The sequence below is a fragment of the Ancylomarina subtilis genome, from assembly GCF_004217115.1.
Lineage (GTDB): Bacteria > Bacteroidota > Bacteroidia > Bacteroidales > Marinifilaceae > Ancylomarina > Ancylomarina subtilis.
On sequence record NZ_SHKN01000001.1, the window covers coordinates 16,024 to 32,552 of the forward strand.

General features: G+C 39.6%; 9 protein-coding genes and 1 riboswitch. All 9 genes read left to right on the plus strand.

Features of this window, described 5'->3' with window-relative positions; genetic code table 11:
• The first annotated feature begins 64 nt into the window (after positions 1 to 64).
• Positions 65 to 1,246 carry an ABC transporter substrate-binding protein gene (locus EV201_RS00085; RefSeq protein WP_130305375.1) on the plus strand — a complete coding sequence of 394 codons (1,182 nt, stop codon included), beginning with the start codon at positions 65 to 67 and terminating at the stop codon, positions 1,244 to 1,246.
• A gap of 27 nt (positions 1,247 to 1,273) precedes the next feature.
• Positions 1,274 to 2,458: an ABC transporter substrate-binding protein gene (locus EV201_RS00090; RefSeq protein WP_165389543.1), complete on the plus strand. Its 1,185-nt coding sequence runs from the start codon at positions 1,274 to 1,276 to the stop codon at positions 2,456 to 2,458.
• A gap of 3 nt (positions 2,459 to 2,461) precedes the next feature.
• On the plus strand, positions 2,462 to 6,223 hold the full coding sequence (gene cobN / locus EV201_RS00095; protein ID WP_130305377.1) for a cobaltochelatase subunit CobN: 3,762 nt from the start codon (positions 2,462 to 2,464) through the stop codon (positions 6,221 to 6,223).
• Between the two features lie 13 nt (positions 6,224 to 6,236).
• Complete coding sequence (locus EV201_RS00100; RefSeq protein WP_130305378.1) at positions 6,237 to 7,148, plus strand: magnesium chelatase ATPase subunit I; 912 nt, start codon at positions 6,237 to 6,239, stop codon at positions 7,146 to 7,148.
• Positions 7,124 to 9,055 carry a VWA domain-containing protein gene (locus tag EV201_RS00105; RefSeq protein WP_130305379.1) on the plus strand — a complete coding sequence of 644 codons (1,932 nt, stop codon included), beginning with the start codon at positions 7,124 to 7,126 and terminating at the stop codon, positions 9,053 to 9,055. The genes EV201_RS00100 and EV201_RS00105 overlap by 25 nt, the downstream gene beginning before the upstream one ends.
• Before the next feature lie 18 nt (positions 9,056 to 9,073).
• Positions 9,074 to 10,174 carry an adenosylcobinamide amidohydrolase gene (locus tag EV201_RS00110; protein ID WP_130305380.1) on the plus strand — a complete coding sequence of 367 codons (1,101 nt, stop codon included), beginning with the start codon at positions 9,074 to 9,076 and terminating at the stop codon, positions 10,172 to 10,174.
• A gap of 1 nt (position 10,175) precedes the next feature.
• A complete protein-coding gene (locus EV201_RS00115) occupies positions 10,176 to 12,482 on the plus strand; it encodes a nitrogenase component 1 (protein WP_130305381.1) in 2,307 nt (768 codons plus the stop codon).
• Positions 12,451 to 13,755: a nitrogenase component 1 gene (locus EV201_RS00120; RefSeq protein WP_130305382.1), complete on the plus strand. Its 1,305-nt coding sequence runs from the start codon at positions 12,451 to 12,453 to the stop codon at positions 13,753 to 13,755. Before EV201_RS00115 ends, EV201_RS00120 begins: the two co-directional genes overlap by 32 nt.
• Before the next feature lie 87 nt (positions 13,756 to 13,842).
• A riboswitch (cobalamin riboswitch) is annotated at positions 13,843 to 14,050 on the plus strand.
• A 165-nt stretch (positions 14,051 to 14,215) separates the two neighbouring features.
• On the plus strand, positions 14,216 to 16,390 hold the full coding sequence (locus EV201_RS00125) for a TonB-dependent receptor plug domain-containing protein (protein WP_130305383.1): 2,175 nt from the start codon (positions 14,216 to 14,218) through the stop codon (positions 16,388 to 16,390).
• Positions 16,391 to 16,529: the final 139 nt, after the last annotated feature.

The following is a 16,529-nucleotide window of genomic DNA, read 5'->3' on the forward strand; positions in this document are numbered from 1 at the left end:
GGGGAGAAAGTTGTAATTGTATGGTTTCATATGCTTACTCTGTTCTTTCCGGCAATTGAAGCATATGCAAAAGATCGTATTATTCATCTTTGTTATTCTGGTAGGCGGAGGATTTACCAGTTGTAAACACAAGATCAAGAAGCCACAGACAGAATCCACTCTGACTGCACAGAAGACAAAATCAATTAAGGCATTTAGTCCCGATATCCATTATGCCAAAGGCTTTCGGATAAAGCCCTTTGAGGGAGGGCAGATTATTGAATTGCTCAACCCATGGAAAGAAGGGGAGATTTCTCAGTGCTATTGCGTTTTGGACTCTCTATCCAAAGTCCCTGCTAATTTACCTAAAAATTGTATTAAGGTTCGTCGTCCTATTAATAAAATAGCGATTCTCTCATCGACTCATGTTGAACCTCTTAATATGCTGCATAGTCTCGATGTCGTTAGTTTGGTTAGCAATGGTAAGGTTATAAACAATGCTTATCTGAAAGAAAGAATCAAAACGGCTAAACTTACTGATTTGAAAACAACAGGCATGTCAAGACCCGATGCCGAGAGCTTGTTGGAAGGGGATCCTGATTTGGTTTTTGTTTCTGGATTCAAGAGTATCTCTCCTGAGGAAAAAAGGATGATGGATATTGGTCTTAAGCTTTGTTTTGTTTCTGAATGGATGGAAGCCTGTCCTTTGGCACGAGCCGAATGGATTAAGTTTTTTGCAGTCTTTTTGGGAAAAGATCAGGAGGCAGATCAAGCCTTTGATGAAGTTGTGAAATCATACCTCAAAGCCCGTGAATTGGCAAAACAAGTAAATAACTTACCCACAGTATTGCTGAATTACAATTTTCGTGGAACTTGGTATGTACCTGGAGGAGATAGCTATGTGGCACGATTGGTGAAGGATGCCGGGGCTGATTATTATTGGAAAAGAGAAAAGAAGACTGGCTCTTTACCTATGAGTTTCGAATGTGTTCTCGATAAGCAGCAGGATGCTGACTTTTGGCTAAATCCGGGAGCTGTCAACTCATTAAGCGAATTGAGTAATATGGATAAACGTTATTTAATGTTCGACGCTTTTAATCAGAAGCAGGTGTTTAATAATAATAAGCGATTAGGACCCGGTGGAGGTAACGATTGGTGGGAAAGTGGCGTGATGCATCCTGATATCATTCTTAAAGACATGATCTGTATTTTTCATCCCGAATTATTACCCAATCACGATTTATATTACTTCAGAAAATTATTGTAAGCTATTGCTATGTATAAACGATCGAGTATGAAATGGAAGATGCTGATGTGGCAGAGTTGTATATTAAGTGTTGTTTTATTGAGCCTGACAGCCTGTAGTGAAGGAGCTTCGACCTGGAAAAAGGAATCCTGTTTTGAAGACGATAGCATAACCTCTGATTTCAAGACAAAAGTAAAATATGCCAGGGGCTTTTCCATTAATGTTAAAGAAAGCTATAAGGAAATTACGGTTTATAATCCATGGAAGAATGATGTTGTGCTTTGTAAATATATTTTATTTCCCAAAGGCAAACCATTACCTTTTTTTGAGGCTGAAAATGTGACTTATATCCAAACACCCATAAATTCTGTGGCCGTATTTTCCAACACTCATATTGGGCCTTTGGTTGAGTTAGGGCTTGCTGATAAAATTGTGGGAATAACCCGTGCAAACAAAATTTATAATAAACGTTTATCTGTAAAGGTAAAGAATGGTGAAATTCCAAGTTTGGGAGGTGCTCACAATAAAAATATTGATATTGAAGCAATTGTTGATCTGAATCCTGAATTGATTATTCTTTCTGCTTTTAATGAGGTGAAATCAGGAGAGTCTCATTTGGATCAAATTGGTTTTAAACTGGCTTATGCTTTGAATTGGATGGAAGATACACCGCTGGCACGAGCTGAGTGGATTAAATTTGTTGCAGCCTTTTTCAATAAAGACAAGGAGGCTGATGAATTTTTCAATAAAGTAGAGGGGAATTATAATGAAATTAGGAAGCTTGCTGAAAAAGTAGAGAAAAAAGCATCTGTTTTAATGGGCTGGAGTTATAAAGGAATCTGGTACATGCCTGGTGGCCAAAATTATATGGTGAGTTATTTGCGAGATGCAGGTGCCGATTATTTTTTGTTTGCTGATAGCACAAGAGGAAATATTCCGATGAGCGTTGAAAATGTACTTGATAACTGTAACGATGCTGATATCTGGATTTATCCGGGGATATGTAAAAGCAGACAGGATATTGAAAATGCAGGAGAGGTTTTCACACAGTTTAAGGCATTTCGGGATCATGAAGTGTATAATATCTATAAAAGATCAAACGCAAGGGGGGGAAGTGATTGGTGGGAAACTGCTACAATACGTCCGGATATCGTTCTAAAGGACTTTATTAAAATTCTGCATCCCGAAATTTTGCCTCAGGATTCAACTTATTTTATATCAAAGCTACACTAGTCTATGCCTTCAAATTTTAAAATCGTATTTGTAACGGGTGCTTATGATAACACTTATGAAGTGAACAAAGCACAAAAATCGCTTAATGAGAAATTTCCTGAGATTTTTGATTTCCAGTTTTATAAACATACCAGTTTTGATGATGATGATCAATTGTTTGAGGCATGTATCAACCAATCCTTACAGGCAGATGTTGTCTTTATAACGAGTCACGGAGGTTTTACACGCTTCAATAGATTTAAGGAATTTTTCGATCGGGTTTCGTCAAAGAAAAAAATCTTCTTGGAATCAGGTATTCAGGATGAGGTAGATGAATTAAGGCACAGACTAAATATCAGTCAGGGTGAATTTGCGACTATTTATCGATATTATTCTATGAGTGGAACACAGAATTTGTGTAACCTGTTTTTGTGGATGATTAATAAATGGGAGGGAGGAAATTACCCGGTAGGGGAACCTATTGCTCCCGACTGGGATGGTATTTATAATATCAAAGGAAACGAAGAAGAGAAGAAGGCTTATCTCAAGCAAATTCAGGAGGATACAAAACCTGTAATTGGCGTTTTGTTTCATTCAACATTCTATCAAAATGGGAATGTGGCTCATGTGGAGGCTATAAAAGCCGAGATTGAAAAACAAGGAGCTATCCCCTTGCTTTGTTATACCGGAGTTTCAGCACAAAAGGAACTTGACAGAAAGGGCATTGACTATGTGATTGATGAATTGTTTATTCAGGATGGAAAACCTGTTGTTGATGCCATTATCAATACTTTAGGTTATTCACAAACCATATTGGGAAGTCCCGGAGATGGCAGTGCTGAAATGCTTGAGAAATCGGTTTACAGCAAGTTGGCTGTGCCGGTCATTCAAACTTATTCCGTTTGGTTTAGTGAGGAGGAATGGAAGGAGTCCCAACAAGGGGTAGACGGCATGACCCTGGTGTCGGGCATCTATTATCCCGAATTCGATGGTCAAATCATAGCCTATCCATCATCCTATACCCTTTTCGAAGAAGATGAATTTGGAACCAGGTATCGCTTTAAACCCATACAGGAAAGAATCGAAAAGATTTGCTCTTTGGCAAAGAACTGGGCTTCTCTTCGATATACAGCAAACGAAGATAAAAAGGTGGCAATTATTCTCCATAATATGCCTCCAAGGAACGATCAAATCGGTTGTGCCTGGGGACTGGATACGCCTGCTTCGGTTTGGCACATGATAGAATCATTAAAAGCAAATGGTATTCAAATAGAATCTTCTTTTCAGGATGGAGAGGAAATCATCAATAAAATTGTAAATGGTGTAACCAACGATACACAATGGAGTTCGCCCGAGCGGATGGTGGAGAAAAGCATTGATACTATTTCTGCTGGGAAATATCAGGAGTGGTTTCAAAAATTACCAGCTGAGGTTCAGGAAAAAATGGAACTGGATTGGGGAAAAGCGCCTGGTGAGTTTTTGGTGCATCAGGATAAGATGCCTGTTCCGGGAATTTTAAATGGGAATGTCTTTATTGGTTTGCAACCTGCCCGAGCCTATGAGGAAAAAGCGGAAGCGTGTTATCACAGCACCGATTTTGTTTGCCCTCACCAGTATGTGGCTTTCTATAAATGGGTCAAGCATATTTTTGAGGCTGATGTCATTCTGCACATTGGGACGCATGGTACGCTCGAGTGGTTGCCCGGAAAAGAAAAGGGTTTGAGCGATGCCTGTTATCCCGATATTGCCATTTCCGATTTGCCGCATTTATATCCTTACTGCATTTCGGTTGTGGGAGAAGGTATTCAGGCAAAGCGTCGTTCGGCAGCTGTCTTGAACGAACACATGATTCCATCGATGGTGGAAAGTGGAACTTACGATGAACTTTCTCAGCTTGATGAATTGCTGAAGGATTATTATCATGCCAAAGCGAATAATGAGAAGAAAGTAGAACCGGCCTCTCAGGAGATCTGGCAGATGGTAAAGGCTTTGGATTTGGATCAGGATTTAAAAATAACTGAAGAGAAAGCTTTTGCTGATTTTGAGCAATTTTTAGAAGAACTTCATATTTGGATGGAGAAAATTAAATCTTCTATCATCAAAGACGGCTTACATATTTATGGTCAGCCTGAAGAAAAGGATCGATTCCGTAATATGATTCGCTTGTTGACCAGAATTGGAAATGGAGAAGTGCCTGCTCTCAATGAAGGTATTGCCGAAGCTCTTAATTACGACTATCAATTGTTATTGGATGAGTCGGCAAAATTGTGGGAGAATGGTAAAACCAGTTTATATATTCTGGAAGAGATTACCGAAAAAGCTGTTGGTTTGATTGAAGCCTTGGGTGAAGAGAATTATCAGGCAATTGGAATTTCCTCTGTGATACAGAAAATTGGTTTCAATAAATCTGATTTAAAAAAATTAGAGCAGGTCTTGGCGTTTATCTGTGAAGAAATTGTTCCAAGATTACTGCAAACGACCGATGAGTTAAAACACTTAGTGAATGGTGTTGATGGAAAAATGGTAGATCCCGGACCAGGAGGCTGTCCATCCAGAGGAAATGCTTTGATTTTACCTACGGGGCGAAACTTTTATTCCATCAATCCTACGGCTGTGCCTACACGAGCATCCTGGAAGGTGGGACAAAAGATGGCAATGGATCTTTTGGAGCAATATAATAAAGATGAAGGAAAAGTGCCTGAGAGTATTGCTATCGTGATGTATGCAGGAGATATCATGAAAACCTATGGCGATGATATTGCTGAGATTCTTTATTTGATGGGGGTGAAACCCCTTTGGTTGGGCAATACAGCTCAGGTAAGTGGTTTGGAATTGATTCCTTTGGAAGAGCTTAATCGTCCTAGAGTTGATGTGACCTGTCGAATTTCAGGTCTATTCAGAGATACATTCCCTAATCTGATTGAAATGCTCGATGATGCTGTTAATTTGGTTGCTGCTCAGGATGAAGATATCGAAATGAACTACATCCGCAAACATGTATTGTCCGAGGTGGAGGAAATGAAGCAAAAGGGGATCGACCCTGAAATTGCAGAACAAGAAGCCCGATTGAGAGTATTTGGTTGTCCTCCGGGAACCTATGGAGGGGGTGTTGATATTTTAACCAGTTCCGGAAAGTGGGAAAACAATGAAGATTTAGCCACAATATCTACTACGTGGAGTTGTCATGCTTACGGACGTAAGGTGCATGGTGATAGCCGCCCCGATTTGTATGGAACGCGCTTGTCGAAAACTGATGTAACAGTTAAAAATGAAGTGTCGAAGGAATCTGACATTTACGATATCGATGATGAATTTATTTATCATGGCGGTCTGATTGCTGCAACCAAGAAATTTTCTGGTAAAACACCGCGATCCTATTATGGAAATTCGGCTGATCCTTCCCGAACTGAAATTGCATCGGTAGAATCGGAAACAGCAAGAGTTATGCGTGCGCGTATTTTGAACCCGAAATGGATTGATGGATTAAAACAGCATGGCTATAAAGGCGCGCAGGATGTTGCTTACATGATGGAAAATGTATTTGGTTGGGATGCAACTGCCGATGTTGTGGAAGACTGGATGTACAATAAAATTACCGATCACTATCTGTTGAATGAAGAAAACAGAAAGTGGATGGAAGAGGTAAATAAATGGGCCGCCAACAAAATGTCTGAGAGGCTGTTGGAGGCCATTCAGCGCGGAATGTGGAATGCAAGTGAAGCGTATCGGGAGCAATTGGTACAGATTTATTTGCAAACTGAAGGAGAAATTGAAAGTGGACTTTAAATAATAAAATACAATGCATACACGATATCCATTTGCCGGAATTGTTGGGCAGGAACAAATGAAAAAAGCTTTAATACTGAATGTGATTAATCCTAAAATTGGAGGCGTATTAATTCGGGGAGAGAAAGGAACAGCAAAAAGTACGGGCGTAAGAGCCTTAATCGATCTGTTACCCGACAATAGGGTGGTTGATCTTCCGGTTGGAGCAACTGAAGATCGTGTTGTTGGAACCCTTGATATAGAGCATGCTTTAAAGAATGGAGAGAAAAAGTTTGAACCAGGCATATTGGCGAAAGCCCATAACAATCTCCTTTATGTAGATGAGGTAAACCTTTTGGATGATCATATTGTGGATATCCTGCTGGATGTTGCCGCTATGGGGGTAAATGTTGTAGAGCGGGAAGGCGTTTCCTACTCTCATCCTTCTAAATTTATTTTGGTGGGTACCATGAATCCTGAAGAAGGAGATTTAAGACCTCAGTTGCTCGACAGATTTGGAATGACCATTGATGTGAAAGGAGAAAATAGCGTTGAGAAAAGGGTCGAAGTGATTAAAAGAAGATTGGCCTTCGAAGCAAATCCGGAAACGTTTATACAACAATTTAAAGAAGAGCACAAGCAGATTGTTTTACAAATCAAAGAAGCGCAGAAATTGTTACCCAAAGTGAAGATTTCAGATAAAATGCTGGAACTGACTGCGGAGATTACGCTGGATTTGGGCGTTGATGGACATAGAGCTGATATTACGATGATTAAAGTGGCTAGTACAATTGCAGCATATGAAAATGTTGATGAGGTGCAACGTGAACATATTTTGGAAGCGGCAGAATTGGTATTGCCACATAGAATGCGACGATTGCCATTTGATGATGGTTGTTTAAGCGCAAGTGCATTGGACAAATGGTTGGAAGAGAAAGTATGCTAATCGATCAGATGAGTATGGAAAATACAGGTATGCAGAACTTGTATCCCTTTACCGCCATAGTTGGACAGGAGGAGGTAAAGAGGGCTTTGTTTTTGAATCTGATTTGCCCACAAATTGGAGGTGTGCTGTTATCAGGACAGAAGGGAACGGCAAAATCGACCATTGTTCGTGCTCTGGCGGCTTTGTTACCTGACAAGGAAGTGGTGACTCTATCCTTGAATGCTACCGAAGATCGGATATTGGGAAGTATCGATTTGGAAAAGGCTTTAAAATATGGAGAGCAACATTTCGAAGCGGGAATTTTGGCCAAAGCACATAACCATATTCTCTACATCGACGAAGTGAACCTTTTGTCAGAATCTTTGGTGAATACCATATTGGATGTGGCAGCTTCAGGGGTGAATAGAGTAGAACGAGAGGGGATTTCCTATGAGCATCCGTGTCGTTTTATTTTGGTGGGTACTATGAATCCCGAAGAGGGCGGATTGAAACCTCAGCTGTTGGATCGTTTTGGTTTTTTTGTAGATGTAAATGCAAGTATCAATGTTCGTGAAAGAATTGAAATTATGACCAAGCGTTTGGCTTATGAAGCCGATTCTGAATCCTTTTGTCGAAAATATGCTGATAAAGAACAGGAATTATTAAGCCAGATTCTTCAGGCACAAAGCCAATTCGAAAGTATAGAGCTTAATGATAATATTTTGCACTTGATTGCTGATGTTTGCATGAAAGCGTCTTGTGCTGGCCATAGAGGCGATTTGGCTTTGGCTTTGGGCGCAAAAGCTTTGGCAGCCTTCAGAAATAAATCGAAGGTAGATTTAAAGGAGGTGATGGATGTGCGTGATCTGGCTTTAATACATCGCTTACGAAGTGCACAAGATGAAAAACAGGAACAGCAGGATGAAAATCAGCAAGATGAGCAAGACGAAAACCATGATTCAGCTCAAAATGAGAATCAAGATAAGAATCCCGAAAATGATTTTCCCTTAGATCAAGATCTGGAAATGGAAATCCCACCTTTTGATTTTGAAAATCCAGCTAAGGAGGAAGAAAACCAGAAAGAGGAGTTATTTGATATGGCTGAGGCTTATCAGGTTGGGAATATTCTGGAAATAGATAAAGATAAAATACAACGGTCGAAAGGGAATGGGAAGCGTAGTAAGACCAAGACCAATAGCAAATCGGGAAGGTATATAAAGGTAAAATACCCGAAAGGAAAAATTGAAGATTTGGCTTTTGATGCCACTTTGCGTGCGGCAGCTCCTTTTCAAGCTATCAGAAAAAAGAATGGACTGAAAGTCAATATTCAACAATCTGATTTTCGGGAGAAGGTCAGGGAAAAACGAATTGGGAATACCATTTTGTTTTTGGTAGATGCCAGTGGATCCATGGGCGTGCAGAAAAGAATGGTGGAAGCTAAAACAGCCGTTTTCTCCTTGTTGCAAGATGCATATAAAAAAAGAGATCGGGTAGCTTTAATGAGCTTCCGTGGGGAAGAAGCAGAAATGATTTTACCCCCAACACGAAGTATTGATTTGGCATACAGAATGCTACAAGATATAAAAACGGGAGGAAGAACCCCTTTGGCTCATGCTCTGGAGCAAATGAATACCAGTTTGAAAGCTTTGAGTTCGAAAGACAAAGAGTTGTTACCCGTAATTGTATTGCTTACCGATGGGAAGGCCAACTGGGTGGAAGGAAAGACAAATCCTCTGCAGGCAGCATACAAAAATGCAGAAAATCTGGCTAATGAATCTGCTAAAATCGTTTTAGTGGATACTGAAACAGGATTTTTGAAGCTTGGTTTGGGAAATAAACTGGCCGAAAAGATGGAGGCGGAATACATTCGTCTGGATCAATTGAAGGCAGGAGAATTAGCTCAGAAAGTGAAAGATATTTTAAATTAAAGAATACAACAATTTGCCATGATGATATTTGAGACTAAACGTGGAGATCAACTTCATTTTTATAAAAAATCACTGATACTCAATTTTGGAGGAAAGCGAAATACCATAAGCACATCGCCTTTAAATGGCGGCTATCATGAGAACCTAAGCTACATATACAACAACGATTGTAAGTTAGGTGCAGGCATGGGCTGTAAAATGAAAGCAGACACCTATGAGGAACATTTGATGGTTTTGGCCGAAGAATTGGGTTTGAAGCCTGATAAGTGTTCGGGTATGGGAACAGCAGCTTCCATGGAGAATGTTTCTATTAAAACTGAGCATCATGGCGACTTGTCGGTGACAGCAATTGCAACTGCAGGGATCGAGACCAATGGAGGACGAGTAGGTGATCCGGCCTCTTGGGATGAGTGGGCAAATCGGCACAAAAAAGTAAGTCATGGCACCATTAATATCATCCTTTTTATTGATGCGAATCTTCCTGCAGGTACGCTAACAAGAGCTTTGGTGACTTGTACAGAGGCAAAAACAGCTGCCATTCAGGAACTGATGGGAGGTAGCAATTATTCCAACGACCTGGCAACTGGTTCGGGTACCGATGGCAGTATCATCGTTGGAAATCTGGATTCGCCAATGACCTTGACCAATGCAGGGAAGCATTCAAAGCTTGGCGAAATCATCGGTTTGGCTGTAAAAGCAGCAGTAAAAGAAGCGCTTTATAAGCAAACGGGTTTGTCGTCTGAAAGTCAGCACTGTGTTTTGGCTCGCTTGAAACGATATGGCGTGAGTATCGATACCTTATGGGAACGATTTACAAAAGAGGAGAATGGAACGCTTTTAAAACCGAATTTCGTACATGAGCTTGAATCTTTAGCCAAATCTGCAGAATTGTTGGCGCCTGTGTCGGCAATTATTCATTTGATCGATCAATACAGATGGAATTTATTAAAGGCCGAAGAAACGATCTTTGCGGCGAATATGATATTATCCCCATTGGCAAATCATTTTGGAATAGATGAGAAAAAGTTAAGTGTTGGAGTAACTAATGGAGAAGTGGTTCAGGGCTTGGTTGATTATTTGACTGATTTGATGGTGAATATCTTAAAAGCACAAAACTAATATGAATCAAGGGATGTTTGATCAAGAGAAAAAAGCGTCACAGATAGCTATATACGGGAAAGGTGGAATTGGGAAATCAACCATTTCGGCCAATGTTTCCGCGGCATTAGCATCTTGTGATAAGAAGATATTGCAGGTGGGATGCGATCCCAAGCATGATTCCACCCGTTTGTTGATGAATGGGCGAGAGATTACAACCGTTTTAGATTACCTGAGGGATACCGAACCCAACGATTACAATTTAGACGATATCTTGTTTAAAGGCTATCGGGATGTGGCTTGCGTGGAAGCAGGAGGGCCAGAGCCTGGAGTAGGTTGTGCCGGAAGGGGAATCTTAAGCACTTTTAAATTGATTGAGGATTTGGGCGTAAGAGAAATGCATTTCGACTATACCATCTACGATGTGTTGGGTGATGTGGTGTGTGGTGGTTTTGCCGTACCCATACGCCGTGAATATGCCGATAGAATTTATGTGGTTACATCGGGAGAATACATGTCGATTTATGCTGCCAACAACATCCTGAAAGGTATCAAGAATTATGACCATGGTATGAAGCGGGTTGGGGGAATTATCTTCAACCAAAGAGGAATTGCTGATGAGGAAGGACGCGTGCAAAGATTTGCTAAAGCGGTGAACTTACCTGTTTGTGTTCATATTCCTCGGAGTGATGAGTTTGCGATTGCCGAACAGGAAGGAATGACCTTAACACAACGCTTCCCCAACTCACCTATCAGAGGGAAATTTGAAAACCTGGCTAATGAAATGATCCGGAATAGTGAATTGTTCGAGGCCAATCCATTAAGCGATATGGAATTGGAGGAAACCGTTTTGGGCTTTAAGGTTGAAGTTTCTAATCATGTTAATGAGGAAAAGACTCTGGCGCAAAAAAATGGAACCTACCAAACTGTAGCATCTGATTTACTGCTTGCCAAAGAGGATACTTGCAATTATAAGTCTGCGAAGAAAGTGACTGAAAGTAAAGTTGTAGAGAAAAAAGACCCTAAAAGCTTTATTTCAAAAGGTTTGTTATATAGAGAACCCCTGCATGGCTGCGCTTATAACGGAAGTATTGGTGTCACCATTCAAATAAAGGATGCCATCAGTTTATCGCACGGACCTGCCAGTTGTGTCCACATGGCGAATAATGCCATAACCAGCATTGGACGGAGAGCTCTTTTTGAGCGTGGATCGGTATTGGCAGCCAATATTATTCCTCCCCTGCAAAGCACGGATATGGATGAGAGTGTGATGGTTTTTGGTGGTATGGATTTGTTACGTAAAAAAGTAGAGAACTGTTTGCAACAAAAGCCCTCTGCAATATTTGTTACGACATCTTGTACGCCAGGAATTATAGGTGATGATCTGGATCATATCATCCAAATGGGAACCGACGCTTGTCCTGTTGTTCCCATAAAAGCTGATGGCGATATGGCTGGGGATTACATGCAAGGCGTTATTATGGCACATATCGAAATTGCCCGACATCTGATAGACAAAAGGGTGGAACCTAAGGGGAATAAGGTGAACATCATAGGAGAGCGATCGGTTGGCCGAAATGCTGAAGAGAATCATCGTATTGTGGAAGAATTGATTGCTTCATTGGGACTTGAAGTTAATTGCCGATTTGTTAAGAATACAACGGTTGATGAGATTCGTAATTTTATGATGGCTGAGTATAACATCCTTTCAAAGGATGATTATATGGGGCGCATGATGAAAGATTTTTTGGAGAAAGAGTTTGGTGCCAAATTTTTTCCACACCGTTTGCCTGTAGGATTCTTTGAAACACAACAGTGGTTAGAAGGATTGTCTGAAATATATAATAAGCAGAATCAATTTGTTGCTTTAATTGATCAGAAAAGAGAAGAATTTCAGCAACGTGTTGATGTGTTAAAACCTTATCTGAAAGGCAAGCGACTTGTTGTAGTGATGTACATGCGAAATATCGATTGGTTGTTGGAAACAGCCTTTGCTTTGGAGATGGAAGTCTTGCAAATCAATTTATTAAATTCCTGTATGGATGATCGATTTACGTCCCGATATGCTGAAGATATAAAGGTGGTTGAAAATTACGAGTTTGTAAATCAGGGTGAAGATTTATTAGAATTAAAGCCTGATATACTGCTAACCAATTACAATACTTCAACAATTAAAGGGGATTTCCTATGTGACACGATTCCCTACAGTCCAAGTTGTGGCTTTTTTAGTGGTATCGAATTAGCCAGTAGATGGAAAGAAATTTTTAGTAATCATATAAAGGAAAGTTGGAAGAACGATGGAGACCTTTTTACCAAGTATTTTGCCTGATGCCTTTTCGGGAGCTTTGTTTGCTCTTGAAGGTATAAAAGATAGTATTGTTGTATTGAATGGACCAACGGGATGCAAGTTTTATCATGCCGCCGTTTCAGGCGATCAATTGTGTCGGGGTTTTTCCTACGATCCGGTTTCAAATCCCGAACGCTACTATTTTCGACAGAACCGAATCCCCTGTACATTTCTCGACGATCATGACTTTGTGTATGGCGCGAAGGAAAAACTGGAAGGCGTCCTTAATTTTATAAAGGAGGACCAGTTTAATTATCTGGCTCTGGTGAATTCGCCGGGAGCGGCCTTAATTGGCGATGATTTGGAGGCCTATTTCAGGAATGCCTATCCTGATCTTGCGGGTGTTTGCATTGAAAATACAGGGTTTTCAGCTCCCTTTCATCAGGGCTTTAGCGATACGCTATTGCAAGTATTACAAAGTTTGGCTCCTCAACAAAAGTCCAAAACAGATCCACGAAGTGTAAATTTGGTGGGAATTTCCATTTACCACAAGTATTTCGAAGGAGAGGTTCAAGAGATGAAACGCTTGCTGTCCTTGTGTGGCATTTCAGTGAAAACAACGATGTTAGCGGGTGATTCTACAGCCCAATTGAGTCGTTTTGCCGAAGCGGAGCTGAATATTATCTTACAGCCTGAATTTGGCAAACCAGCCGCTATGTGGATGGAAAAAGAATACGGTATTCCTTACCTGGAACAGGAAACAGGTATGTGTATAGGTTTTGATGCCACTGAAAGTTTGGTACTTTCGGTTTGTAAACAATTGGGGGTAGATTTTCATGCTGCTTTGGAAGATATTAAAAGAGCCAGAGCCCGCGCTTTTGCAAATATCTACAGCTTTAACTCTTTAACAGGATTGCCTAAGGGAGCCTATTTTTCTATTAAGGCCGAAGCCTCATTCGCTTATTCAATGACTCATTTTTTGTATTCCTATTTGGGCATGTTGCCCGAGTGTATCGACTTAATTGATGTGATTCCTAATGATCCCTATCAGAAGAAGCTACTTCAGTTTTTGGAGGAGAAAGATCTGGGTGACCGACTGGGAAGTGTTGGGAAATTGGAGCTTTCCTCTTTACTTTTAGCAGATGCTAACAGCATCGCTCAGACTCAATTACAGAATGATAATTTGTTTGGAATAGAGATCAGTTTGCCTGGTTTTGGTTACACTCATGTTATTCCGCGAGCCTTAACAGGGGTGAGTGGTTGTCTGTATCTTTTAGAACAGATTATTAATGGCTTGAGGTTTATTAAGCGCTGATAATTAGAGAGTCTGTAGTGTTTGGTCACACCGTCTGAAAGGTGTCATATTAAAGGCCTATTTTACTTTATAAAGTTTAAAATTTATCTATATTTGCACCGCATTTGGTATTTCACTCCTCATTATTCAGGATTGAAATGAAAAGGGAATCCAGTTAGAATCTGGAACTATACCCGTAGCTGTAAGTTCTAAAAAAAGCTTTTTGAACGACCTATGCCACTGTTCGCTTTAAGCGGATGGGAAGGCCTCAAAAAGTAGAATAAGTCAGAAGACCTGCCTTTGCAATTAATACAAGTCATTGCTTTCGGGAAAAAGAGCAAGTGAACGAAAATAGACTCAATACAGATATTCAGGATTGTTTTTCCATAAGGGATCCTTTGTGTCATGTTGTCAAATTTTCTTTTAGCTCCCTGTTTGCATTGCATTAGTTAAAACATTTTTCATTTTATTAAACTCAAACATGAAAAGAACATTTTTAACGGCTTTTGCATTGCTTTCATTTATGAATTTTGCATCTCAAGCTAAGGATGAACCTGTTGTAGATACAACAGCAGTTCGTCATTTGAATCTAAACGAAGTACAGATTAATGCTTCACGTGTAAACGCAAAATTAAAGGATTTGCCTCAAAAAGTGGATGTGATTACCAGAAGGGTAATTGAATCAACTTCTGCGCTGGATATGGGGGAATTGCTTAAGAAGACAGCTGGTGTTGATATTATCCAATATCCTGGCGTGTCATCAGCGATTAGTATGCGAGGTTTTGCACCATCAACTTCGAATAAGTACAATGTCATTTTAATAGATGGCAGACCAGCAGGAACGACAAATATCGCTACAATTGATATGTCGAATGTTGAACGTGTTGAAATTTTAAAGGGGCCATTTTCTGCACAATATGGTTCATCTGCAATGGCAGGAGTTATAAATATTGTAACCAAAGAGAGCCATAAAGATATGAGTGGTTCGGTAGGTGTTGCTTATGGAAGTTTTAAAACGTTTAAAGGTAATCTTAGTGTAGGTGGTTCTTTGTCTGAATCGATGGATTTTGATGTGAGTTACAATTATCAAAAGCAAGGAGACGACTACAAAGTTGGTAAAAAGAACTTTTGGGGTAAAAGCGATGCTGAAAGTATTCTCGATCAGTCGACCTATGGTGAAAGAATGGAACATTCTCAGTTTGAAAGGCACAATGCCAATGCTCGTTTAGGTTTCATTTTGAATGAAAATTGGAAAATCAATATGAATCAGTCGGTGTTTATTGCCAACGGCATTGAAACGCCAGGTTCATTTTGGCACATTTATGGTATGAACTCAAAAGATATCAACCAATACAGAACCAGTGCAGATGTGTTGGGAACGATGGGGATTCATAATTTGAGTTTTTCTCCTTTTCACTCCAAAGAAGAATCTACAACCTTCAATTCAAAATATGGAAACACTGAAAGTACTCATAAGAATTATGGTTTTATTCTTCAGGATGCATTTAAATTGGGAGATCATTCTCTTGCTTTCGGTGTTGATAATAAAAATGATTTATACGAAACCAATAAGTGGAGTTTAGCTGGCGATGAAGCGGCACCATATCGTCCTAATTATTTGACTCAAACAACAGGATTGTTTGGACAGATTAATACCAAAGCAATAGATGGCAAATTAAATTTGGCAATGGGTGCTCGTTACGATCATATACAGTTTGAGCTAAAAAATAGTGAATTTTTCTTTGTAGACAACAGAAAAGAGGAATACGAAGTCTTTACTCAGAATGTAGGTGCTAAATATGAGATTATAGATGGGTTGAGCGTACACTCAGCATGGGGAAATGCATTCTTGGCTCCTGATGCTTTTCAGGTAGCAGGAGAGTATACTAAAGGATCTACTACTTATAAAGGAAATTCTAACTTGAAAGCTGAACAAAGTAATACGTTTGATATTGGTTTTGAATACAATAAGTTTGCTAAAGGAATTAAGTTTGATTTCACTTATTTCACGACCCATCATAATAACAAAATTGTTGGTAAAACAATTGACCCTGACGGAACATCTGGTACAGGTGATGAATATGAGTCGTATATAAATGCTGACAGAGCAGATATGGATGGTATTGAGATTGAAGCATCATATGACTTTGGAGCATTAGCAGATTACAACTATTCTTTAAAAATGTATGTTAATTATACACATCTTATCGATGCTACAGTTACTCAACATGTTAAAAAAGAAGATAGTACCTTTGGGAATGAGGAGAGCCCAATGAGATATGTTCGCGATAATAATGCCAATTTTGGTATTGAATTCGATAATTTAAAAGGCTTTACGACTCAATTGAATGCGCGTTACATTGGACATCGTTATGAAGATAATTACATGTATGAAGCGGATTATTCCAATTGGCCATCAGTAAGCAAAATGCCAATTAATTTTAATGGAACAGCTGTACGATCGGGATTAGAAAATGAAGATGTTCTTCGTCATCCGGAATTTATGGTGTTCGACTACTCAGCGTCATATACTTTTAAAGAAAAATATACATTTGGTTTGACCATTTCAAACCTTCTGGATGAAAATTATACCGAGAAAGATGGTTACAATATGCCGGGAAGATCGATAATAGCTAAATTGGCTTATCGATTCTAGCAACTTGTTTATTCACTTAAAAAGGGATGTTCCAATAAAGGAATATCCCTTTTTTTTAAACAGTGTGTTTGTTTTAAGTTTATTATCAGTGAGTTTTGTGGTGGATTACAAATAAGAGATTAGACTCTCTGATTTTGTT